Genomic DNA, 23,434 nt, shown 5'->3' with positions numbered 1-23,434 from the left:
CCCGTTCTTCGAAAGGGCCGTTGGCTTGGCACAGCTGGTGCAGGACAGAGATATAGACGACTCGGAAAGCCCGAGCGGCGCTCGAATCGCGCGCCGCCGCTGGTCCCATCCCTTCGTGCTGATCCGCCGCATCTTCGGCAATGCCGTCTTCTCGAGCCTGACGCGGCGCATTCTGTTCTTCAATCTCGCCGCCCTCGTCGTTCTCGTCGGCGGCATTCTCTACCTCAACCAGTTTCGCGAGGGCCTGATCGACGCGCGTGTCGAAAGCCTGCTGACGCAGGGCGAGATCATCGCCGGCGCCGTTTCGGCTTCGGCTTCGGTCGATACGAACTCCATCACCATCGATCCGCAGAAGCTCCTGGAGCTGCAGGCCGGTCAAAGCATCACGCCTGTTCCGAACGACGAGGATCTGGAATTCCCGATCGACCCGGAAAAGGTGGCGCCGGTGCTGACGCGGCTGATCTCGCCGACGCGCACCCGCGCCCGCATCTTCGATGCCGACGCCAACCTGCTGCTCGACAGCCGCCATCTTTATTCGCGCGGCCAGGTGCTGCGCTACGACCTGCCGCCCGTCGACGACGAGAAGCAGAACTGGTCCGACTGGTTCAGCGGTCTGCTCAACAAGATGCTGCAGCCGGGCAACCTGCCCGTTTACAAGGAAGCGCCTGGCGGCGACGGCTCCATCTATCCGGAAGTCATGAATGCGCTGACGGGCGTGCGCGGCGCAGTGGTCCGCACGACGGAGAAGGGCGAGCTGATCGTTTCCGTCGCCGTGCCGGTCCAGCGCTTCCGCGCCGTGCTCGGCGTGTTGCTGCTCTCGACCCAGGCTGGCGACATCGACAAGATCGTTCATGCCGAACGGCTGGCGATCATGCGCGTCTTCGGCGTTGCGACCCTGGTCAACGTCGTGCTGTCGCTGCTTCTCTCCTCCACCATCGCCAATCCGCTGCGCCGGCTGTCGGCAGCAGCCATCCGCGTGCGCCGCGGCGGAGCGAAGGAACGCGAGGAAATTCCGGATTTCTCGGCCCGCCAGGACGAAATCGGCAACCTGTCGATCGCGCTTCGCGACATGACATCGGCGCTCTATGACCGCATCGACGCGATCGAGAGTTTCGCGGCCGATGTCAGCCACGAGCTGAAGAACCCGCTGACATCGCTGCGCAGCGCCGTCGAAACGCTGCCGCTTGCCAAGAGCGACGATTCCAAGAAGCGGCTGATGGACGTGATCCAGCACGACGTGCGCCGCCTCGATCGCCTGATCAGCGATATCTCGGACGCATCGCGGCTCGACGCCGAACTCGCCCGTTCGGATGCGAGATCGCTCGATCTGGAAGTACTGCTGCGCGACATGATCGACATTTCGCGGCAAGTCGGACACAGCAAGCGGGCCGTCGAGATCGAATATGTGGTCGACCGCAAGCCTGCCAACAAGGCGAAGTTCACCGTCGACGGCCACGATCTGCGTATCGGCCAGATCGTCACGAACCTCATCGAGAACGCCCGCTCTTTCGTTCCGAATGATACCGGCAAGATCACGGTCAGGCTGACGCGCACGAGAACGCGCTGCGTCATCTATGTCGAGGACAACGGTCCGGGCATCCAGGCCGAGAATATCGACCGCATCTTCGAGCGCTTCTACACCGACCGGCCGGAATCAGAAGGCTTCGGGCAGAATTCCGGCCTCGGTCTCTCCATCAGCCGGCAGATCGCCGAGGCGCATGGCGGATCACTGCGCGCGGAAAACATCGTCGACAGCGACGGTACGACGCTGCTCGGTGCGCGTTTCATCCTCTCGCTGCCCGCCAAGACGCAGGCGTGAGCACCCTCATGGCCGGCGAAACGATCAATATTCACGCCACGGCGATCGTCATCGGCAAGACCGGGCTTTTATTTCTCGGACCGTCGGGAAGCGGCAAATCCACGCTCGCCTTCTCTTGCCTTGCGGCCGCCAAGCCGCTCGGGCTTGCAGCCATGCTGGTGGCCGACGACCGCGTGCTGATTGCAAAGCAGGACGGTTCGGTGACCGCCGAATGCCCACCCACAATCGCCGGGCTGATGGAGATCCGCTATACCGGCATCGTTCGTATGCCTTACATTTCAAAGGCTGAGATGCACTTTGCCATCCGTCCGGTCGATCCGGCGACCGCCGAGAGATTGCCACCCGAAGACGAGCAGATCGACATTACCGGCTCCGTCCGGTTGCCCTTGATCCGCCTGTCCGCAACCTCTGCGAATCCGCTCGCCATAATAACGGCGAAAATCGGCGCCAGACTGGATTAATTGGCCGACTCGGCCTCAACAGGCGTTCAAATCCTGTATTTTAAGCTTGCACTTCGTCTTTTCATCGCCAAGATGTCCCCCCACCGGTGGACGACATTGCTGCATTGCGATATGGGCCACCTGTTTGCGTATGCGATGGGAGCAGTAATATCATGATCGGACTTGTGCTTGTCACTCATGGCAAGCTGGCTGAAGAGTTTCGGCATGCTGTCGAGCATGTCGTTGGTCCGCAGAAGTTCATAGAGACGGTATGCATTGGTCCCGAAGACGACATGGACAAGCGGCGGCAGGACATCCTGCAGGCTGTCGCTGGCGCCGATGACGGACACGGCGTCATTATCCTCACCGACATGTTCGGCGGCACTCCCTCCAATCTCGCAATCTCCGTCATGAACAGCGGCCATACCGAGGTCATTGCAGGCGTCAATCTGCCGATGCTCATCAAGCTCGCGGGCGTGCGCGGCGACAACAACATGGAGAAAGCCCTGGTGGAGGCTTCAGAGGCCGGTCGCAAATACATCAACGTGGCCAGCCGCGTCCTCAGCGGCAAATGACGAGACAGCACCGCCCCCATGACTGAGCTTTCCCGTGAACTCCTGATCATCAACAAGCGGGGCCTCCATGCCCGCGCCTCCGCCAAATTCGTCCAGACCGTCGCAGCCTACGACGCCGCCATCACCGTTTCGAAGGACGGCACGACGGTCGGCGGCACTTCGATCATGGGCCTGATGATGCTGGCGGCCAGCCCTGGCTGCAGCGTCACGGTGACGGCAAGCGGCAATCAGGCTGCCGAAGCGCTGGAAGCGCTGGACCAGCTGGTGGCCAACAAGTTCGGCGAGGAAATTTAGGCGTTTCCCGCCGGTCGCCGCCTGGATATAAAGACATAAAGACTTCTTTATATCATTATTGATTTCCGCCCTGAAGCCTGCTACACGGCATCATCCACACGCTGTCAGCGTGCAATTCTTGTTGCATTCGGCCGAGGCGTTTGCCTTTGGCGCGATTGCATCGTTCAGGCTGGAGATCTTCATGAGCACTGAAAAGGACTACGTCGTCGCGGATATCGGCCTTGCCGACTTCGGCCGCAAAGAAATCACGATCGCCGAAACCGAGATGCCGGGCCTGATGGCTTGCCGCGCCGAATTCGGCGAAGCGCAGCCGCTGAAGGGCGCGCGCATCACCGGTTCCCTGCACATGACGATCCAGACCGCCGTTCTCATCGAGACGCTGGTGGCACTCGGCGCTCAGGTACGTTGGGCATCGTGCAACATCTTCTCGACGCAGGATCACGCTGCCGCCGCGATCGCCGCTTCCGGCGTTCCGGTCTTCGCCGTCAAGGGCGAGAGCCTCGAAGACTACTGGATCTACACGGACAAGATCTTCCAGTGGGCCGATGGCGGCCTGTCCAACATGATCCTCGACGATGGTGGTGACGCCACCATGTACATCCTGCTCGGCGCCCGCGCCGAAGCCGGCGAGGACGTGCTCTCCCATCCGCATTCGGAAGAAGAAGAAATCCTCTTCGCGCAGATCAAGAAGCGCCTTCAAGCAACGCCTGGCTGGTTCACCAAGCAGCGCGACGCCATCAAGGGCGTGACGGAAGAAACCACCACTGGCGTCAACCGTCTCTACCAGCTCAGCCAGAAGGGCCTGCTGCCCTTCCCGGCCATCAACGTCAACGACAGCGTCACCAAGTCGAAGTTCGACAACAAGTATGGCTGCAAGGAATCGCTGGTTGACGGCATCCGTCGCGCCACCGACGTCATGATGGCCGGCAAGGTTGCCGTCGTCTGCGGTTACGGCGACGTCGGCAAGGGTTCTGCCGCTTCGCTTTCCGGCGCCGGCGCCCGCGTCAAGGTGACCGAAGTCGACCCGATCTGCGCCTTGCAGGCTGCCATGGACGGCTATGAAGTCGTTCAGCTCGAGGACGTCGTTTCCTCGGCCGACATCTTCATCACCACGACCGGCAACAAGGACGTCATCCGCATCGACCACATGCGTGCGATGAAGGACATGGCGATCGTCGGCAACATCGGCCACTTCGACAACGAAATCCAGGTTGCCGCTCTGCGGAACCAGAAGTGGACGAACATCAAGCCGCAAGTCGACATGGTCGAGTTCTCCAAGGGCAACCGCATTATCCTGCTCTCGGAAGGCCGTCTGCTGAACCTCGGCAACGCCACCGGCCACCCGTCCTTCGTGATGTCGGCTTCCTTCACCAACCAGACGCTGGCGCAGATCGAGCTTTTCACCAAGCCCGGCCAGTACAAGAGCGAAGTCTACGTGCTGCCGAAGCACCTCGACGAGAAGGTCGCTCGTCTGCATCTCGCCAAGCTCGGCGTAAAATTGACGGAGCTTTCCGAAGAGCAGGCATCGTATATCGGCGTAACGCCACGCGGTCCTTTCAAGTCTGACCACTACAGATACTGATTTCAGAATCAATATCCACAACATCTTGTGGCCCTGGCATTGACAAATGCCGGGGCTTATTTTTTAGCCAGCTCCCTTCCCGCAGATTCCCTTAGGCAGTATTGTTTTTACACTTGATTCGTGACGAACCGGGCGTGCCCGGAGCCATGAAAATGGGATGTCTTGTCAGGATGCGGCACATTATAGGACGGAGACAGACCTCTTATGTTTGAAGGGGAAGACAACCTGCATCGACCAGCGTTACGCCAAGCGGCGGCGCAGTTGCTGCGGGATAGTGCATATCGGCTTTCGGCGGGATCGAAGCACGGCAAAGGCCGGCTTGCCTACCTGAGCCGCCTGTTGCGGCTCAGCGTTTTCGGCGGTCTGGTGACCGGTCTGGCGGGACCCGTTCTCGCACAGAGTAACGCTGCGGCGCAGACCAGTATGCGCCTCTTTACCTCCTCCGAAATGGCCGTCTTCTCCGTCATCATCGGCGTCATTTCCGCAGCACTTCTGTCGACCATGTGGATGGTCCGGCAGCGCGGCAATATGGAAAGCGAAAGCCGCGAGATCCGCACGGCTCTTTCCGATGCCAATCAGCGCATTTCGCAGTACCAGGCCCTGATCGCCGACAAGAACCGTCGCATCGTCATCTGGGATGGCCAGAATGCGCGGCCGGAACTTCTCGGCCAGCTGCCGGTCGAGACCGGCGCGCCGCAGGACAACGAATTCCTCGCCTTTGGACGCTGGCTGAAATCGTGGTCGGCCGGCGAGCTCGACAAGGCGATCGACAAGCTGCGCGGCAGCGGCCAGAGTTTTGACATGGTGGTCGAAACCAACCGTGACGAAATCCTCGAAGCACAAGGCCGCATTTCCGGTGGCCGCGCCTTCGTCCGCTTCATCGCGCTCAACAATCTGCGCGCCGAACTGGCCGAACTGAAGATCGAGCGCGACCGGCTGATGACCTCGATCTCGGCTTTCCAAAGCCTGCTAGACGCCATCGACCTGCCGGTCTGGCAGCGCGATGCCGAAGGCAAGCTCACCTGGGTCAACCAGGCCTATGGCGAGGCCGTGGAAGCGGTTTCGACCGATGAGGCCGTGCGTGAGGGACGCGAATTCCTGGCGACCGTAACCCGCGAGCGCATCCGCGCCGCTACCACCCCGGAATCGCCTTTCCACGACAAGATTTCGACCGTGGTGCAAGGCAACCGCACCTTCTTCGACGTTGTCGACGTGAAAGCGCCGAATGGCTCCGCCGGCATGGCCATCGATGTCTCCGAAGCGGAGGCGGTGCGGGCCGAGCTGGCGCGTACGCTGAAGAGCCATGCCGAAACGCTCGATCATCTGGCGACACCGGTCGCGATCTTCGACGGCGACCGGCGGCTGCAATTCTACAATCAGGCCTTTGTCCAGCTCTGGGAACTCGATATCGCCTTCCTCGAGAAGCGGCCCGACAATAGCGAGCTTCTAGACCGGCTGCGCGGCGCCAAGAAGCTGCCGGAACAGCTGAACTGGAAGACTTGGAAGGACGGCGTCCTTTCGGTCTATCGCGCGCTCGATACACAGACCGATCTCTGGCACCTGCCCAACGGCCAGATCCTCAGGGTTTTCGCAACCGCGCATCCGCAGGGCGGCGCGACCTGGGTGTTCGAGAACCTGACCGAGCAGGTCGATCTCGAAACGCGCTACAACACGCTGGTCAAGGTCCAAGGCGAGACCATCGATCATCTCTCCGAAGGCGTCGCCGTTTTCGGTCCCGATGGCCGCATTCGCCTTTCCAACCCGGCGTTCCGCATTCTCTGGAACATCACGGAGGCGCAGGCCAAGCCCGGCACGCATATCCAGACGCTGGCCGAAGCCTGCGCGCCCTCCTATGACCGGCCCGACGGCTGGAAGCGCTTTGCCGAGCAGATCACCAGCTTCGACGACGAGCGGCCGTCATCGCAGGGCACTCTGGAACTCTTTTCCAATCTGGTGCTCGACTACGCGGTCATTCCGCTGCCGAACGCCCAGACCATGCTGACCTTCGTCAACAAGACCGACAGCGTCCGCGCCGAGCGGGCCTTGACGGAAAAGAACGATGCGCTGCTGAAGGCGGACGAGCTGAAGAACGATTTCGTCCAGCATGTCTCCTACGAGCTGCGCTCGCCGCTGACCAACATCATCGGTTTCACCGACCTTCTGAAGACGCCGGGTATCGGCTCGCTGAACGACAGGCAGGCCGAATATATCGATCATATCTCGACGTCTTCCTCCGTGCTTCTGACGCTGGTCAACGACATTCTCGACCTGGCGACCGTCGATGCCGGCATCATGCGGCTGAACTATTCTGAGATCGTGCTCAACGATCTACTTGACGAAGTGTCGATGCAGATCGCCGACCGGCTGCAGGAAAGCGGCGTGACGCTCGAAATCACCGTGCCGGCCCATCTCGGCTCCATCGTTGCCGACCAGCAGCGTCTGAAACAGATCCTGCTCAAGCTTCTCACCAATGCCGCGAACTTCGCGCCCGAGGGATCGACGATTGCGCTCAAATGTGGGCGCGAAGGTGCGGATTTCGTCTTCTCGGTCTCCGACAAGGGTCCGGGCATACCGGAAGAGCTGATCCACTCGGTCTTCGATCGCTTCGCCTCCGGCGGCAAGGGTGGCAAGCGCAGCGGCGCAGGCCTTGGCCTTTCTATTGTCGAAAGCTTCGTCAGCCTGCATGATGGCGAGGTTTCCATCGAAAGCCAGCCGGGCAAGGGGACGATCGTGACCTGCCGCATCCCCTCGGCTGAATTGCCCCATTCCGTCGCAGCAGAATGACAGCCTCGAACAGCAGCATTTCCCTCTTCCTCGCAGACGACGACGCCACGGCTGAGCTTGGCGAGGACTTTGCGTTGGCGCTGAAGGTCGGCGACTGTCTGGCCCTTTCGGGCGATCTCGGCGCCGGCAAATCCTCGCTGGCGCGCGCGCTGCTGCGCGCCATGGCCGACGATGCCGAACTGGACGTACCGAGCCCGACCTTTACGCTCGTGCAATCCTATGAGCTGCGCATTCCGGTCTCGCATTTCGATCTCTATCGCCTCGGCGATCCCAGCGAATTGACGGAACTCGGCTTCGACGAAGCCCTACAGACCGGTATCTGCCTTGTCGAATGGCCGGAAATGGCCGAAGGCGAATTGCCGAGGGAGCGCGTCGACCTAAAGCTGACGCACGAGGGCGAAGGACGGCGCGCCGTTATCACGGCGCCTGCCAAGCAGATGGCGCGGATCGAGCGCGTGCTTGCCATTCGCGCCTTTCTCGATACGCACGGCTATCGCGGCGCACATAGGCGCTTCCTAACCGGCGATGCCTCGCTGCGAGCTTACGAATCCATCCATCAGGCAGATGGCGGCAGCCGTATAATCCTGATGGATTGGCCGGGTCTGCCGGAAGGGCCGCCCGTGCTCGACGGCAAGCCCTATCCGAAGGTCGCGCATCTTGCCTGGGATACCTATCCCTTCGTGGCGATCGCCAACATCCTGCGCGAAAACGGCTTTGCCGCCCCGGAAATCTTCGCGGCCGATTACGACCAGGGCATCCTTCTGATCGAGGATCTCGGCACCGAAGGCGTGCTCGACGCCGGGGGCAAACCAATTGCCGAGCGCTATCGCGAAAGCGTCGCCTGCCTCGCTCATCTGCACGGTCTTTCCATTCCGCACGATATTCCGGTGACGCCCGATCACGTCCATCACATTCCGGATTTCGACCGGACCGCGATGAAGATGGAAGCGCGGCTGCTTCTCGACTGGCATCTCCCCTGGAAGCGCGGCACGCCTGCAAGCGACGAGGAACGCGCCGACTATCTGGCGATCTGGGACAGGCTGATCGATCAGCTTGAAGACACGGAAAAGAACCTGCTTCTGCGCGATATGCATTCGCCCAACATCATCTGGCGGGCGGCAAAAAAGGGCATCCAGCGGATCGGCCTCATCGACTTTCAGGACGCGATGATCGGGCCGACCTCCTACGACGTGGCTTCGCTGGTGCAGGACGCCCGGGTGACGATCGAGCGCGACCTACATGACCAGCTGATGTCTGACTATCTTGCGCTCCGGCACGCCCAGGGCGGTTTCGACGAGGCCAAGTTCCTGAAGAGCTGGGCGATCATGTCGGCGCAGCGCAATTGCAAGCTCGCCGGCCTCTGGGTGCGGCTCTTGCAGCGCGACGGCAAGCCGGGCTATCTGAAGCACATGCCGCGCACGCTCGCCTATCTCGCCATCGCCTTCGAACACGAAGCCTTGGCACCTCTGCGCGAGTGGTGCGAGAAGGCTGGGATCGGCCGGGCATAACAGCCAGAGATCGAGCGACGGCTTTCCGGCCTTGTGCTAAGGAAAGCAGATAGCGAATCGAAAGTTCGAGACGAGATGACCATCAAGCAAGCCATGGTATTGGCTGCGGGGCTTGGAACCCGCATGCGGCCGATCACCGACACCATCCCGAAGCCGCTGGTAAAGATCGCCGGCAAGCCGATGATCGACTATACGCTGGATGCTTTGGTGCAGGCAGGTGTCGAGCGTGCCGTCGTCAACGTCCATCATCACGCCGATCAAATGGAAGCGCATCTGCGCGGCTATCGCGGCCTTGAAATCCTGATCTCCGACGAACGGGACGCGTTGATGAACAATGGCGGCGGCCTCGTCAAAGGCCTGAAGCTTTTGAGCCGCGATCCGGTGTTCGTCATGAATGCCGACCTGTTCTGGATCGGCGAAAAGCCCGGCCATCCATCGAACCTGGAACGCTTAGCCGGATTCTACGACGAGCAACGCATGGATATGGCGATGCTCTGCGTCGATCTGGAGCGAACCACGGGCCATAACGGCAAGAATGACTTCGGCATGGCGCAGGATGGACGGCTTGCCCGCTATCGCGATGTCGGACGCGATGGCGTCGTTTATGCCGGCGCGATCGCGATGAGCCCGTCCTTCCTCGACGACGCGCCCGACGACGCTTTCAACGTCAACATCTACTTCGACAAGGCCATCGAACGCGGCCGGCTCTACGGCACCATGCTCGACGGCCATTGGCTGACTGTGGGAACGCCGGCTGCGGTCGGCGAGGCGGAGGAAGCGATCCGGACATTCCGGGCGTTTGCGTGAGCCTATGGCGGGCGGACACCGGCAACGCATCCTGACGATTCCGGCAGGCCTGCCCTTTCTGAAGACCCTTGCGTCCGCCCTCTGCGACGGCCGGCTGACCGAGCATTTCAGTCATGATCCGGAAGACCCGCTGTCGCTTGCCAAGGTCAGTATCTTCCTGCCGACGCGGCGCGCGGTGCGTGTGTTGCGCTCGGAATTCGTCGACCTGCTCGGCGGCCGTTCCGCCATCCTGCCCGTCATTCGCCCGCTCGGCGAAACCGACGACGACAGCGGCTATTTCGAGGAAAACCTGCCTGAGACAGCCGACCTGGCGCAGCCGCTTGCCAACACGGCACGGCTCCTGGAACTGGCGCGGTTGATCCTTGCCTGGCGCAACAGGCTGCCGCAGATCGTGCGCGACATTCACTCCGATTCGCCGCTGGTGGCGCCGGCAAGCCCAGCCGATGCCATCTGGCTCGCGCGCAACCTCGCCGAACTCATCGATTCGCTGGAGACCGAGGATCGCGAATGGAGCGAGCTTGCCAATCTCAGTGCCGACGAACATGCGCTCTGGTGGCAGCTGACGGCTGAATTCCTGGCGATCGCCAGCGCCTTCTGGCCGGTTCGCCTCGAAGAACTCGGCAAATCCTCGCCCGCCCGCAACCGCAACGCCGTTCTTCGCGCCGAGGTGCAGCGGATATCAACCATGCGCCATGCCGGGCCGGTCATCATCGCCGGCTCGACCGGCTCGGTGCCGGCAACTGCGGAGCTGATCGCTGGCGTCGCCTCGCTGCCGCAGGGCGTGATCGTGCTGCCGGGCCTCGATCTTTCGATGCCGGAAGAAGACTGGCAGCTCGTGGCACCGGAAACGGCTGCCGGCGAGCGATCCGATCCCACCACCCGCAGCCATTCGCAATATGGCCTATCGCTGCTGCTCAAGCGCCTGCACGTCACCCGCCGCGATGTCGAAACCATCGCAGAGGCTCCCAAGGCCATGCAGATGCGCGCGGAAATCCTGTCGCGCGCCCTGGCGCCGGCAAAAGCGACGAGCGGCTGGGGAGGCTGGCGCAAGACACTTGCAGCCGACGCCATTACGGACGCCTTCGCCGATGTTTCCCTGATCGAGGCATCGAACGAGCGCGAGGAAGCGACGGCAATCGCCATTGCATTGCGGCTGGCACTGGACAAGCCAGGGCGCAACGGTGGCGAGAGCCAGGCGGCGCTGATCACCCCGGACCGCAATCTTGCCAGACGGGTCACGGCAGAGCTTGCCCGCTTCGGCATCACGGCCGATGATTCCGCCGGCACGCCGCTGAACGCCACGCCGCAAGGCACGCTGCTGCAACTGATGCTCGAGGCAACGCTTCGCCTTGGCGACCCCGTCGCCGTCGTCGCCCTGCTCAAACATCCCCTCGCCCGCTTCGGCCTGCCGCTCGAAATGCATCGGCCAGGCGTCGATGCGCTGGAAATCCTGGCACTGAGAGGCGGCGTCGCCAATATCGATGTCGGCACGCTGGAAAGCCTGCTTGACAGCCGCATCGCCGAGCAGGCCAGCGACCGGCACGCGCCGCAATGGCGCAAATCGCTGCCGCATGAGGCCATCGAATACGCGCGAGAACTGGCGCGGCGGGTGACTGCCGCATGCGAGCCGCTTACATCCGCGCTCTCCCTGCGGACTGTCGAGGGCCTACCGACCCTTTCCGAATGGGCAGAACGTACCGGTCGGGCGCTGGAGGCGGTGGCAGCCGACGAACGCGGCAATCTGGCCGCCCTTTGGTCCGGTGAAGCCGGCGATACGCTCGCCAGCCTGTTGAAGGATGTCATCGACACCGAAGGCCAGCTCGAGGCCGATGGCGTGCAGTGGATCGACATCACGACAGCGCTCTGCGTGGGCCAAGCGGTGAAACCGCGGGCACTCAGCCATCCCCGCCTCTTCATCTTCGGTACGCTGGAAGCCCGCCTGCAGAGCGTCGATACGCTGATCCTCGGCGGTTTGAACGAAGGATCATGGCCGGGGCAGACAGCAAACAATCCCTTCATTTCCCGCAGCATGAAGACGGAGATCGGCCTGGAGCCGCCGGAGCGCCGCATCGGCCAGCTCGCGCACGATTTCGAAATGGCGAACGGCACTCGCGATCTGATCTATTCGCGGGCACTGCGTCAGGGCTCGACCCCGACGGTCGCCTCGCGCTGGCTACAGCGGCTGATCGCTCTCGGCGGCAAGGAACTGGAAGACGCCATGAAGGCCCGCGGCGACCAGTATCGCCAATGGGCCGCCATGATCGACGAGGGCGAAAACCAGGCGCCGGCGCTGCGCCCGGCACCAAAGCCGCCTGTGGAATTGCAGCCGAAAAGCTATTCCTTCAGCGAGGTGGGGCGGCTGCGCCGTGACCCCTATGCCATCTATGCCCGGCGCGTGCTGCGGCTCGATCCGGTCGATCCGTTCAACCGCGATCCCGGGCCGGCCGAGCGCGGCACGCTCTACCACAAGATCATCGATCGCTTCGTCCGCGAGGGGCATATCGCCGGCACGCCGGATGCGACGCTGGCCATGGATCGCATCATCGCAGACCTCTTCGATGCCGAGCGATTGCCTGTTCACATCGACAGCGTCTGGCGGCCGCGGTTTCGCGAAGTGGCGCGGGCTTTCCTTGCCTGGGAAGCGCAACGGCGACCCGAGGTTCGTAAAACGGCAACGGAAGTACCCGCCGGCGTCGAGATCGAACCGATCGGCATTCGCCTCACGGGCGTTGCCGACCGCATCGACGTCAAGAGCGACAAAGCAGCCGATCTCATCGACTACAAGACCGGCTACAACCCCTCCCCGCCACAGGCACGCGCGCTGCTCGATCCGCAGCTGGCGCTCGAAGCCTATGCGCTGAAGGCCGGCGCCTTCCACAATATCGGTGTACTGCGACCCGAGAACCTGCTCTATGTCCGACTGCGGCCCGGAGACCGCTTTAAGGTTGATCAGGTCAACAACGAGCATTCCAGCCGCGGCGGCAAGACGGAAACGAAGTCGGCTATGGATCTGGCGCAGGAATCGATGGACCAGCTGGTGAAATTCGTCTCGCTGCTGCAGTCAGGCGAAAAGGGCTTCTCGTCGCGGCTGATCCCGGCCCAGCAGTTCGAATATGGCGGCGATTACGATCACCTCGCCCGCGTATCGGAATGGTCGACGGCAGAAAGCGAACAGGAAGGCGGCGGCGATGAGTGAACTTCCCGCCGACGACTTCGCCAACCTGCCCGAAAGCGACGATCCCGGCGTCTGGATCAGCTGGACGACGATCCAGCAATCCATCGCCTCCGACCCCGAACGCTCGGCCTGGGTTTCGGCCAATGCCGGCTCCGGCAAGACGCATGTGCTGACGCAGCGCGTTATCCGTCTTCTTCTTGCTGGCGCGCGGCCTTCGGCCATTCTCTGCCTGACCTATACAAAGGCTGCGGCGTCCGAAATGTCGAACCGTGTCTTCGACCGCCTCGCTGCCTGGGCAACCATGCCGGACGAGGAACTGAAGACGCGCATCGCCGACATCGAGGGCAAGGAGCCTGACATCTTCAAGCTCGCCGAGGCACGGCGGCTCTTTGCCAAGGCGCTGGAAACACCGGGCGGGCTGAAGATCCAAACGATCCATGCCTTTTGCGAGGCCCTGCTGCATCAGTTCCCGCTTGAGGCCAATGTCGCCGGGCACTTCTCCGTTCTCGACGATCGCGCGGCAGCCACCTTGCTCGATGATGCGCGTCGCGCGCTGCTTTCATCTGCGACGTCGCATGGTGATGCTCAGCTAGCGGAGGCCTTTGCCTATGTGCTCGATCTCGGCGACGAATCAGGCCTTGAAACGCTGCTTGGCGATATCGTCGCCAATCGCAACGCCATCCGGCGCTTCACCGAGGCTGCCGAGCGGCAGGGCGGCTTTGAGGCGGCTCTGCTGGCGCGGCTCGGCCTCTCCGCCAGCGACACGGAAGACGGCATCGTAGGGCAATATTGGCCGCTTCCCGGCCTCTCCGGCGCGACGCTTGAGCTCTATCTGACCCTTGCCGATCAAAAGGGTGGCGCCAAGGCGCAGGAGATTGCTTATGCGCTGCGCCTTGCCAAGCGCGAGGCAGACCCGATCGCCCGGGCCGAAATCCTCGAAAAGATCATGCTGACCGCCAAGGGCGAGCCGAAATCCGACAGCCAATTCTTCGTCAAGGCAATGCTGGCAGATGCCCCTGCCCTTGCCGAGGCTGTCGCTGAGGCACGCGCCCATGTGGTTGCCTGCCGCGACCGGCTGAAGCTGATGCGGATGTATCGTGCCACGCGCGCGGCCCTCATCCTCACCGACCGGCTGAACCGGGATTATGAAGAGCTGAAGAAGCGGCGCAGCCAGCTCGATTTCGAAGACCTCATCACCCGCACGGCCGATCTCCTGACCAAGAAGGATGTCGGACCGTGGATCCACTACAAGCTGGATCAGGGCATCGATCATATTCTGGTGGACGAGGCGCAGGACACCAGCCCGATCCAGTGGAGCGTCATCCAGTCGCTGGCGGAGGATTTCTTTTCCGGCGAAAGCGCGCGGCCGACGCTCAGAACCATCTTTGCCGTCGGCGACGAGAAGCAGTCTATCTACTCGTTCCAAGGCGCACGGCCCGAACGCTTTTCCGAGGAAAGCGATCGCACGCGGCGGCGGGTGGGCGCCAGCGGCCAGCAATTCTCGTCGATCCGTCTGCCGCTCTCCTTCCGCTCGACGGCCGACGTTCTCGGCGCCGTCGATCATGTCTTTACCAGCCCGGAAAATGCCCGGGGACTGAGTGCCGTCAACGAGCCGGTGGTGCATCGTTCCAGCCGCATCGGCCATCCCGGCGCCGTCGACCTCTGGGAGATGATCGCGCCGGAGCCGGCCGCCAAGGAGGAGGACTGGACGGCGCCTTTCGATTCGACGCCGGAAAGTGCGCCCGCCGCCATCCTGGCGCGGCGGATGGCGCAGGCGATCGGCAATCTCGTCGGACGGGAAACCATCATCGAGAAGGGCAAGACCCGGTTCATCGAGGCCGGCGACATTCTCGTGCTGGTGCGCAAGCGCGACAGTTTCGTCAACGCGCTGACGCGCGCTTTGAAACGACGCGGCAATATTCCCGTCGCCGGCGCCGACCGTCTGGTGCTGACCAGCCATATCGCCATTCAGGATCTTCTCGCGCTCGGCCGCTTCCTGTTGCTGCCGCAAGACGATCTTTCGCTTTCTGCCCTGCTGAAAAGCCCCTTATTCGATCTCAGCGAAGAAGATGTCTTCGCCGTCGCCGCCTATCGCGATGAAGAGGAAAGCGTCTGGAGCCATCTGCAGCGATTTGCCGAGGATGGTCATGATCGCTTCAAGCAAGCAGCCGAGCGGCTGAAAACCTATCTTTCGCTGTCGAAGAGCCTGGCCGTTCACGACTTCTACGCTCGCGTGCTCGGCAGCTTCGGCGGCAGGCGGCAGTTTCTGGCGCGACTCGGCACCGAGGTTAGCGATATCCTCGACGAATTCCTGACTTTTGCGCTCGATCATGAGACCAGCGGCCTGCCTGGGCTGCAATCCTTCATCTCGACGCTGGAGCTTGAAGCGCCGACCGTGAAGCGCGAGCAGGACAAGGGCCGCAACGAAGTGCGGATCATGACGGTTCACGCGTCTAAGGGGCTGGAAGCGCCGATCGTCTTCCTCGTCGACGGCGGCGGCAAGGCCTTTACGCACACGCATCTGCCGAAGATGCGGCTGATCGAGACCGGCAGGGACCAGATCCCGCTGCCGGTTTGGGTTCCGGTCTCGGCGCTTGCGAACTCGCTGACGCAGGCCGATGCGGCGCGGCTGCAGTCGCTGGCGGAGGAAGAGTATCGCCGCCTGCTCTATGTCGGCATGACCCGCGCCGCCGACCGGCTGATCATCTGCGGCTATCGCGGCATTCGTGAAAATCCCGATACATGGCATGCCATGATTTCCACGGCCTTGCGCGGAGACGAACAGCATTGCACGCCGAAGACCTTCTCCGGGCCTGATGGCGATTGGGAAGGTTTAAGCTGGCGCGTCGCGCAGGTGCAGCGCGAGTTCGAAACCATGCGCGAACCGGAAAAACGGACGGAGCGTACCGGCCTGCCCGCCGGCCTCAGCCGGCCACTGCCGCCACAAAGAAACCTGCCGCGGCCGCTCAGCCCCTCCGGCGTCGGCACCGTCATCGACGACGAGGCAGACAGCCTGCTCGTCACATCGGCGCTCTTCGGCGAAAAGGTCAAGTCCGACCGCGCCCTACAGAAGGGCCGCTTCATCCACCGCATGCTGCAGACATTGCCCGAAATCGCGCTTGAGGAGCGCGCCGATGCCGCCAGGCGCTATGCCGAGCGGGCCACGCGCTTCTGGCCGCAGGCGGAGCGCGATGCGCTGATCAATTCGGTCATGGCGCTGCTGTCGCATCCGGATCTGCAGGGCACTTTCAGCGCCCATGCGCAGGCGGAAGTCTCGATCATGGGAACGCTGAAACTCGGTAGTCAATCCTATGCCGTCTCGGGCCGACTCGATCGCCTGGCTGACTTCGACGACCGTATCGTCATTCTCGACTACAAGACAAACCGTGTGCCACCCGGCGAAGAAGGCACGATCCCCTTCGCGCACAGGGCACAGCTTGCCATCTATCGCGAAATCCTTAGGCCGCTTTATCCGGGCAAGCGCATCGACTGCGTGCTGGTCTATACCGAAAACGCCTCGATCTACACGCTGTCCGATAGGGCGCTGGCATCGGCGCTTGCGGAGCTCGAGACAAAGTGAAATACCAAATATTGACATCTGGGCACCGCATCATCACATATCTAGCAACCCGTAAATCCTGGTAAGGAGCAGCCTATGGCTACCGTTAAAGTCGATACCTCCAACTTCGCCACCGAAGTGCTGCAGTCTGCAGAGCCTGTCGTCGTTGATTTCTGGGCCGAATGGTGCGGTCCGTGCAAGATGATCGCCCCGGCTCTCGAAGAACTCGCCGTGCAGTTCGAAGGCAAGGTCAAGGTTGCCAAGCTCAACATCGACGAAAACCCGGAACTGGCCGCCCAGTTCGGCGTTCGCTCGATCCCGACGCTTGCCATGTTCAAGGCCGGCGAAGTCGCTGACATCAAGGTCGGCGCCGCTCCCAAAACGGCCCTGCAGAACTGGATCTCCAGCGCATCCTGATCTCGGTATCGATCGCATGAATTAAAAAAGCCCGGCTCGACCGGGCTTTTTTATTGATCTCGATTTGGTTTACCGGGGCGGCGTGCCGTTATCCGCAAGTACATCGCCGACCAGATAGAGGGAGCCGCCGATCAGGATGCGCGGAGGCAGCGAGGCCGGCGCCGCAAGGGCCTTGATCGCATCCAGTGCCTCGCCGACATCAGACATCGGCTCTGCCACCAGGCCGGCATCATAGGCGGCATTCGCCAGGATGACGGGATCGATCATCGCATCGCTGCCGCGGATCGGCACGCAATAAACCTTCTCCGCGAGACCGACGAAAGCCTTGAAATAACCGACGGGATCCTTGGTGTTGATCATGCCAATGATCAGGAATAGAGGCCTCGGCTGGCGCTCTTCGAAATTGGCCATGGCCTCGGCGATAACTTCGCCGGCGCCGGGATTGTGGCCGCCATCGACCCAGATTTCCGCCCCTTCGGGCGCGCGCGGCATCAGATTGCCTTCCGTCAGCCGCTGCAGGCGCCCCGGCCATTCGACCGAGGTCATCGCCTTTTCCATCATCGCTTCGGTAACGACGAAGCCGGCGGCCTTGACTGCGCGGATGGCGGCAGCGGCATTGCCATACTGGTGGCGGCCGGGCAGGCGCGGCAGGGGCAGGTCGGCAAGGCCGAACTCATCCTGATAGACCAGCTGGCCATATTCTTCGTGGGCAGAAAAATCCTGGCCGAAAACAGCGGTCGGGCAGCGAAGCCGCTCGGCCGTCGATATCAAGACATCGAGTGCTGCATCATATTCCTGATGGCCGATGACGACGGGATGGCCCGATTTCATGATGCCGGCCTTCTCGGCGGCGATCAGCTCGACGCGATCGCCGAGATAGGGCTGATGATCGAGCGAAATAGGCATGATGACCGAGACGGCCGGATCGGAAATGACATTGGTGGCATCGAAACGACCGCCGAGGCCCACTTCGATGATGGCGGCATCGGCCGGGTGTTCGGCGAAGAGAAGGAAGGTCGCGGCCGTCAGGATTTCGAAGACCGTGATCTTCTGGCCGGCATTGGCGGCGGCGATGCGGCGCAGCACATCGGCGAAAACGGCATCGTCGACAAGCTGACCACGGCCGCCCTTGACGCCCATCCGGTAGCGCTCATGCCAATTGACGAGATGCGGCGAGGTGTGGACATGCACGCTGTAGCCGCCGGCCTCAAGCAGCGCGCGGCAGAAGGCCGTCACCGATCCCTTGCCGTTGGTGCCGGCGACATGGATCACCGGCGGCAACTTCCTATGAGGATTGCCGAGGATATCGAGCAGCCGGGTTATTCTCTCCAGAGAGAGATCGAAGCCCTTTGGGTGCAGCCCCAACAGCTTCTCGATCTCCCTTGCTGCCTCGCTCGTTGCGGATTGATCCATAGCCGTCATCCCGCACCTCCGCCTTTCGGCTATCTATGATATCAGGCGTTCGCCGCTACCGGCAGCGCCGCGCCGTTCTTGCTCTTGGCGGACACATCGTTTGCCGGCACCTTGGTCAGGATCTTCAGGAGCGTGGCAAGAGTGTCCGGAATATCGTGGCGCTTGACGACCATGTCGACCATGCCGTGTTCCAGCAGGTATTCCGAGGTCTGGAAGCCTTCCGGCAGCTTCTCGCGGATGGTCTGCTCGATGACACGCTTGCCGGCGAAGCAGATTTCCGCACCCGGCTCGGCCAGATGAATATCGCCCAGCATGGCGTAGGAAGCTGTAACGCCGCCGGTGGTCGGGTTGGTCAGAACGACGATATAGGGCTGACCTGCTTCCTTCAGCATATCGACGGCAACGGTCGTGCGCGGCAGCTGCATCAGCGACAGAATGCCTTCCTGCATGCGCGCGCCGCCCGAAGCGGGGAACATGACCAGCGGGCACTTTTCCGAAATCGCGCGCTCGAATGCCTTGACGATGGCTTCGCCGGCGGCAATGCCGAGTGAACCGCCCATGAAATTGAATTCATGCACGACGGCAACAAGCTTCACGCCGCGAACCTTGCCGACGCCGGCAAGGATCGTGTCTTCCTGCTCGGTCTTGAGGCGGCTGTCCTTCAGGCGATCGGTGTATTTCTTCGAGTCGCGGAACTTCAGCGGGTCCTGCGCCACCTTCGGCTGCGGCAGGGCTTCGTATTCACCCTTGTCGAAGAGATCCGTCAGGCGGGCCTTGGCCGGCATCTTCATATGGAAGCCTGATGCCGGAATGACCCACTTGTTGTCCTCCAGATCCTTGTGGAAAACCATTTCGCCGGTCTCCGGGCACTTGATCCAGAGATTCTCCGGAACCTCGCGACGGCCCAGCATGGAGTTGATCCGCGGGCGAACGTAATTCGTGATCCAGTTCAATTCGAAACTCCTAATCGACCCAATTCATCGATCTCGTCGTCACTTCAAGCGCTTTCGCTTTTCTTCGAAGCGCGAAAACACTCCATCTCTTATTGTCCACATTCCCGACCGAAGGCCGCTGTGCGCTCTGTCAGGACATGCTCTAACGCCCGCAGGCCTTTTCTTCAATCGGTAACGACCGATGAGAAGGCCTATATGGGAAAACTATTCGGCGGCAACAAGGCGCGCAGAGCGGGTTCCCGTCGACAGGCCGCGCACCAGCGTCGCAACGGCCTGGATGGTATCTGCCGTCGCCTTGCCATCCTTGGTAAGGCTGGTGGCAATCTGGTTGACGATGGCGGTGCCGACGACGACGCCGTCAGCGGAAGCGCCGATCAGCTTGGCGTGCTCGGCCGTCTTGACGCCGAAGCCGACGCAGACCGGCAGCTCAGTGTGCTCCTTGATGCGCTCGACCGCACCCGAAACCAGCGACGGATCCGGCAGGGCCGAACCGGTGATGCCGTTCATCGAGACATAATAGACGAAGCCGGACGTGTTTTTCAGAACCGTCGGCAGGCGCTTGTCATCGGTGGTGGGCGTTGCCAGGCGGATGAAATTGATACCCTTGCGGATGGCAGGAATACAAAGCTCGTCATCCATTTCCGGCGGCAGGTCGACGACGATCAGGCCATCGATGCCGGCGGCAATCGCGTCATCGAGGAACTTTTCGACGCCATAGATGTAGATCGGATTGTAGTAGCCCATCATCACGATCGGCGTATCGGCATCGACTTTACGGAAATCGGTTGCGAGCTGCAGCGTCTTCTTCAGCGTCTGGCCGGCCTTCAGGGCACGCTGGCCGGCAAGCTGGATCGCCGGGCCGTCGGCCATGGGATCGGAGAAGGGCATGCCGAGTTCGATGACGTCGGCGCCGGCTTCCGGCAGCGCCTTCATGATGCCGAGCGAGGTCTCGTAATCGGGATCGCCGCCCATGAAATAGGTGACGAGTGCCGGGCGGCCTTCAGCCTTCAGAGCGGCGAAGCGTTTGTCCATACGTGCGGTCATGGCGTCTAACTCACATTCCCAGAATCTTGCCGACGGTGAAGATATCCTTGTCGCCGCGGCCGGAGAGGTTCATCAGGATGATCTCGTCCTTGCCCATCTTCGGGGCACGCTTGATCACTTCGGCGAGCGCATGGCTCGGCTCGAGCGCCGGAATGATGCCCTCGAGGCGCGTCAGCGTCTGGAAGGCGTCCAGCGCCTCATGGTCCATGATCGGAACATATTCGGCGCGGCCGATATCGTTCAGCCAGGAGTGTTCCGGGCCGATGCCGGGATAGTCGAGGCCAGCCGAGATCGAATGACCTTCTTTGATCTGGCCGTCGCCGTCCTGCAGCAGATAGGTGCGGTTGCCGTGCAGCACGCCGGGCGAACCGGCGGTGATGGATGCGCAATGCTCATCGCCCTGCAGACCCTTGCCGCCGGCTTCGACGCCGACGATCTTGACGCCTTCGTCATCGAGGAAGGGATGGAAGATGCCGATGGCGTTCGAGCCGCCGCCGACGGCCGCGATGACGAGATCCGGCAGGCGGCCTTCGGCCTCCAGTATCTGCGCGCGGGCTTCCGTGCCGATCACGGCCTGGAAATCGCGGACCATTTCCGGATAGGGATGCGGGCCGGCGGCCGTGCCGATCAGGTAATAGGTATCATCGACATTGGTGACCCAGTCGCGCAGCGCCTCGTTCATGGCGTCCTTCAGCGTGCCGCTGCCGGCGGTCACAGGGATAACCTCGGCGCCCAGGAGCTTCATGCGGAAAACGTTCGGCGCCTGGCGCTCCACATCGGTCGCGCCCATGTAGACGACGCAGGGCAGGCCGAAGCGGGCAGCAACCGTCGCCGAGGCAACGCCATGCTGGCCGGCACCGGTCTCGGCGATGATGCGGGTCTTGCCCATGCGCTTGGCGAGCAGGATCTGACCGATGCAATTGTTGATCTTGTGCGAACCCGTGTGGTTCAGCTCTTCGCGCTTGAAATAGATTTTTGCGCCGCCGAGTTCTGCCGTCAGGCGCTCGGCAAAGTAAAGCGGGCTCGGTCGACCGATGTAATGCGTGCCCAGCGACTTCAGCTCAGCCTGAAAGGCCGGATCGTCCTTCGCCTTGTTCCATTCCTCCTGCAAATCCAGGATCAGCGGCATCAACGTTTCGGCTACGAAACGACCACCGTAAATGCCGAAACGGCCGTCCTCATCGGGGCCGGAGCGGAAGGAATTGGGTTTAGGCGTCTGGTTCACTTTCTACTCCCTGCTGCCGGTTCCGGCAGACATGCTTCTGCAAAAGCGTCGAAAAACTGGTCGATCTTGCCCAGATCCTTCACACCCGGCGCGCTTTCGACGGCGGAGGAAAGATCCACACCCGTGGCCTTGGTGGATGCCAGAGCGCGGGCGACATTGTCCTTGTTCACCCCGCCCGACAGCATGTAATCCACCCGATCATCGAGCCAGCTCATCAGGCTCCAATCGAAGGACACGCCGTTTCCGCCCGGCAGCTCCGAGCCGGCAGGCGGCTTGGCGTCGAACAGGAAGCGGTCGGCAATGCCGATATAGGATTCCACCCGCCTCAGATCGTCGGCGTCGCGCACCGACATGGCCTTCATGACGGGGACATTATAGACCGCTTTGATGGTCAGCACACGCTCCGGGCTTTCATTGCCATGGAGCTGCAGCATGTCCGGCTTCACCAACGACATGATCTCGTCGAGATCGTCATTCGTCGGGTTGACCGTGACGGCGACGATCTTCGCCTTGCCGCGCGCGCGCTCCGCCAGCAGGCCGGCCAGATCGGGCTCGATATAGCGCGGGCTCTTTTCGAAGAAGATAAAGCCGATATGGGTGGCGCCGCGCTCAAGAGCTCGATCCACCGCTTCTGGCGTCTTCAGACCACAAATTTTGACATCGGCGTTCATGGCAGCGGAGTGACACGAAAATTCAAAAGAGTCGAGCCTAAAGGCGACGTTGGCGGGATTTTTAGGCTCTCACCCTGCGATGGGCGACAACGGCCTTTCAGACCGAGGCATAGACATGATCCGCCTGAGACAATGAGCCCCTTATTTAACCGTGATTACGACCTTGCCTTTGACCCGGCCGGTCTCCACGTAGGCCAGCGCCTCGTTGGTGCTTTCGAACGGAAAGATCTTATCCATCACAGGTCGTATTGCCCCGGCCTCGATCAGGGACGTGATCTGGTCGAGCTGCGCCCCGTTCGCTGTCATGAAGACGAACGAGTAGGTTACACCATGACGCTTTGATTTCCTGCGGATGCCGGCGCTCAGCAGACGCATGACCTGCCGAAGCAGCCAGCCGGAGCTGCTCTGCCTGGCAAAGGCCGGATCCGGCGGACCGGAGATTGAGATGAGTTTTCCGCCGGGCTTCAACACTCGAAGCGATTTCTCCAGCGTATCCTTGCCAAGGCTGTTCAGAACGACGTCATAACCCCGCAACACCTCCTCGAAATCATCCTTCCTGTAGTCGACGACGACATCCGCGCCGAGGCTTTTGACAAGATCGACGTTGGCCGTGCTGGTCGTCGTCGCCACTTGTGCTCCGATGTGCTTGGCAAGCTGGATGGCGACCGCCCCCACGCCGCCAGAGCCGGCATGGATGAGAACTTTTTGTCCTCTCTCAAGATTTGCCCGCCCGACGAGAACCTGCCAAGCCGTCAAAGCGACGAGAGGCATCGATGCCGCCTCTTCCATCGTCAGGTTTTTCGGCTTCATCGCCACGTCGGCCTCGTCCATGGCGATGAACTCCGCGAATGTGCCGATGCGATCCTTGTTGGGGCGCGCATAGACCTCGTCGCCCGGCTTGAAGCTGCGAACCTTGGATCCGACCCGGACCACCACGCCCGCGACGTCGTTGCCGAGGATCAGAGGCAGGCGATAGGGCAGGATGAGCTTGAACTCACCGTCCCTGATCTTGGCATCCAAAGGATTCACACCGGCGGCATGAACCTGCACCATCACATCATTCTCCCGCAGCTCGGGTTCCGGACTTTGCCCAAGTCTCACAGCACCGCCCTTTGCGTAGCGATCGATCAGAAATGCTTTCATCGGAACTAACTTTCGTTTCTAAAGG

Annotated in this window: 17 protein-coding genes; 11 read left to right on the top strand and 6 right to left on the bottom strand. The window is 61.8% G+C overall.

What is annotated here, in order from left to right; translation table 11 throughout:
* The first annotated feature begins 25 nt into the window (after positions 1–25).
* The 11 genes from RHSP_RS29230 to trxA all read left to right on the top strand — a co-directional run bounded on the left by RHSP_RS29230 (position 26) and on the right by trxA (position 16,960).
* Positions 26–1,819, top strand: coding sequence for a sensor histidine kinase (locus RHSP_RS29230; RefSeq protein WP_200863310.1), 1,794 nt, complete (start codon positions 26–28; stop codon positions 1,817–1,819).
* A gap of 8 nt (positions 1,820–1,827) precedes the next feature.
* Positions 1,828–2,280: an HPr kinase/phosphorylase gene (locus RHSP_RS29225; RefSeq protein WP_004127536.1), complete on the top strand. Its 453-nt coding sequence runs from the start codon at positions 1,828–1,830 to the stop codon at positions 2,278–2,280.
* Positions 2,281–2,432: 152 nt separating this feature from the next.
* The gene (locus RHSP_RS29220) at positions 2,433–2,834 is read left to right on the top strand and encodes a PTS sugar transporter subunit IIA (RefSeq protein WP_004127534.1); all 402 of its coding nucleotides are present in this window, start codon (positions 2,433–2,435) and stop codon (positions 2,832–2,834) included.
* An 18-nt stretch (positions 2,835–2,852) separates the two neighbouring features.
* Positions 2,853–3,128 carry an HPr family phosphocarrier protein gene (locus tag RHSP_RS29215; protein WP_004127532.1) on the top strand — a complete coding sequence of 92 codons (276 nt, stop codon included), beginning with the start codon at positions 2,853–2,855 and terminating at the stop codon, positions 3,126–3,128.
* 181 nt (positions 3,129–3,309) lie between these two features.
* Positions 3,310–4,710 (top strand): adenosylhomocysteinase, encoded by a 1,401-nt coding sequence (ahcY, locus tag RHSP_RS29210; RefSeq protein WP_004127529.1) that lies wholly within the window; start codon positions 3,310–3,312, stop codon positions 4,708–4,710.
* 204 nt (positions 4,711–4,914) lie between these two features.
* Positions 4,915–7,494 carry a PAS domain-containing sensor histidine kinase gene (locus tag RHSP_RS29205; RefSeq protein WP_004127526.1) on the top strand — a complete coding sequence of 860 codons (2,580 nt, stop codon included), beginning with the start codon at positions 4,915–4,917 and terminating at the stop codon, positions 7,492–7,494.
* On the top strand, positions 7,491–9,002 hold the full coding sequence (locus RHSP_RS29200) for a bifunctional tRNA (adenosine(37)-N6)-threonylcarbamoyltransferase complex ATPase subunit type 1 TsaE/phosphotransferase (protein WP_004127524.1): 1,512 nt from the start codon (positions 7,491–7,493) through the stop codon (positions 9,000–9,002). The genes RHSP_RS29205 and RHSP_RS29200 overlap by 4 nt, the downstream gene beginning before the upstream one ends.
* 75 nt (positions 9,003–9,077) lie before the next feature.
* Complete coding sequence (locus RHSP_RS29195; RefSeq protein ID WP_004127521.1) at positions 9,078–9,809, top strand: nucleotidyltransferase family protein; 732 nt, start codon at positions 9,078–9,080, stop codon at positions 9,807–9,809.
* 4 nt (positions 9,810–9,813) lie between these two features.
* A complete protein-coding gene (gene addB, locus RHSP_RS29190; RefSeq protein WP_004127519.1) occupies positions 9,814–13,005 on the top strand; it encodes a double-strand break repair protein AddB in 3,192 nt (1,063 codons plus the stop codon).
* A complete protein-coding gene (gene addA, locus RHSP_RS29185) occupies positions 12,998–16,564 on the top strand; it encodes a double-strand break repair helicase AddA (protein WP_004127516.1) in 3,567 nt (1,188 codons plus the stop codon). Before addB ends, addA begins: the two co-directional genes overlap by 8 nt.
* Before the next feature lie 75 nt (positions 16,565–16,639).
* A complete protein-coding gene (trxA, locus tag RHSP_RS29180) occupies positions 16,640–16,960 on the top strand; it encodes a thioredoxin (protein ID WP_004127513.1) in 321 nt (106 codons plus the stop codon).
* Between the two features lie 69 nt (positions 16,961–17,029).
* Here the strand turns inward: trxA and RHSP_RS29175 are convergent, their stop codons facing one another.
* The 6 genes from RHSP_RS29175 to RHSP_RS29150 all read right to left on the bottom strand — a co-directional run bounded on the left by RHSP_RS29175 (position 17,030) and on the right by RHSP_RS29150 (position 23,409).
* Complete coding sequence (locus tag RHSP_RS29175; protein ID WP_004127510.1) at positions 17,030–18,382, bottom strand: bifunctional folylpolyglutamate synthase/dihydrofolate synthase; 1,353 nt, start codon at positions 18,380–18,382, stop codon at positions 17,030–17,032.
* A 32-nt stretch (positions 18,383–18,414) separates the two neighbouring features.
* Positions 18,415–19,326, bottom strand: a complete 912-nt coding sequence (gene accD / locus RHSP_RS29170) for an acetyl-CoA carboxylase, carboxyltransferase subunit beta (protein WP_037155174.1) — start codon at positions 19,324–19,326, stop codon at positions 18,415–18,417.
* 204 nt (positions 19,327–19,530) lie between these two features.
* Positions 19,531–20,370 carry a tryptophan synthase subunit alpha gene (gene trpA / locus RHSP_RS29165; protein WP_004127505.1) on the bottom strand — a complete coding sequence of 280 codons (840 nt, stop codon included), beginning with the start codon at positions 20,368–20,370 and terminating at the stop codon, positions 19,531–19,533.
* Between the two features lie 10 nt (positions 20,371–20,380).
* Positions 20,381–21,595 (bottom strand): tryptophan synthase subunit beta, encoded by a 1,215-nt coding sequence (trpB, locus tag RHSP_RS29160; protein ID WP_037155172.1) that lies wholly within the window; start codon positions 21,593–21,595, stop codon positions 20,381–20,383.
* On the bottom strand, positions 21,592–22,266 hold the full coding sequence (locus RHSP_RS29155; RefSeq protein WP_037155169.1) for a phosphoribosylanthranilate isomerase: 675 nt from the start codon (positions 22,264–22,266) through the stop codon (positions 21,592–21,594). Before RHSP_RS29155 ends, trpB begins: the two co-directional genes overlap by 4 nt.
* 141 nt (positions 22,267–22,407) lie before the next feature.
* Complete coding sequence (locus RHSP_RS29150) at positions 22,408–23,409, bottom strand: NADP-dependent oxidoreductase (protein WP_004127496.1); 1,002 nt, start codon at positions 23,407–23,409, stop codon at positions 22,408–22,410.
* Positions 23,410–23,434: the final 25 nt, after the last annotated feature.

Source organism: Rhizobium freirei PRF 81 (genome assembly GCF_000359745.1).
In the GTDB taxonomy this organism is placed as follows: Bacteria; Pseudomonadota; Alphaproteobacteria; order Rhizobiales; family Rhizobiaceae; genus Rhizobium; species Rhizobium freirei.
The sequence above is the reverse complement of the archived record's forward strand: the minus strand, read 5'-3'. Positions and strand labels throughout refer to the sequence as shown.

Excerpts from the sequence above, each read along its gene's own strand:
- addB (WP_004127519.1), top strand. The coding sequence starts at position 9,814 with ATGGCGGGCGGACACCGGCAACGCATCCTGACGATTCCGGCAGGCCTG.
- RHSP_RS29205 (WP_004127526.1), top strand. The coding sequence starts at position 4,915 with ATGTTTGAAGGGGAAGACAACCTGCATCGACCAGCGTTACGCCAAGCG.
- ahcY (WP_004127529.1), top strand. The coding sequence starts at position 3,310 with ATGAGCACTGAAAAGGACTACGTCGTCGCGGATATCGGCCTTGCCGAC.
- addA (WP_004127516.1), top strand. The coding sequence starts at position 12,998 with ATGAGTGAACTTCCCGCCGACGACTTCGCCAACCTGCCCGAAAGCGAC.
- RHSP_RS29150 (WP_004127496.1), bottom strand. The coding sequence starts at position 23,409 with ATGAAAGCATTTCTGATCGATCGCTACGCAAAGGGCGGTGCTGTGAGA.
- RHSP_RS29175 (WP_004127510.1), bottom strand. The coding sequence starts at position 18,382 with ATGACGGCTATGGATCAATCCGCAACGAGCGAGGCAGCAAGGGAGATC.
- RHSP_RS29155 (WP_037155169.1), bottom strand. The coding sequence starts at position 22,266 with ATGAACGCCGATGTCAAAATTTGTGGTCTGAAGACGCCAGAAGCGGTG.
- trpA (WP_004127505.1), bottom strand. The coding sequence starts at position 20,370 with ATGACCGCACGTATGGACAAACGCTTCGCCGCTCTGAAGGCTGAAGGC.
- RHSP_RS29220 (WP_004127534.1), top strand. The coding sequence starts at position 2,433 with ATGATCGGACTTGTGCTTGTCACTCATGGCAAGCTGGCTGAAGAGTTT.
- RHSP_RS29225 (WP_004127536.1), top strand. The coding sequence starts at position 1,828 with ATGGCCGGCGAAACGATCAATATTCACGCCACGGCGATCGTCATCGGC.
- RHSP_RS29200 (WP_004127524.1), top strand. The coding sequence starts at position 7,491 with ATGACAGCCTCGAACAGCAGCATTTCCCTCTTCCTCGCAGACGACGAC.
- RHSP_RS29215 (WP_004127532.1), top strand. The coding sequence starts at position 2,853 with ATGACTGAGCTTTCCCGTGAACTCCTGATCATCAACAAGCGGGGCCTC.
- trxA (WP_004127513.1), top strand. The coding sequence starts at position 16,640 with ATGGCTACCGTTAAAGTCGATACCTCCAACTTCGCCACCGAAGTGCTG.
- RHSP_RS29195 (WP_004127521.1), top strand. The coding sequence starts at position 9,078 with ATGACCATCAAGCAAGCCATGGTATTGGCTGCGGGGCTTGGAACCCGC.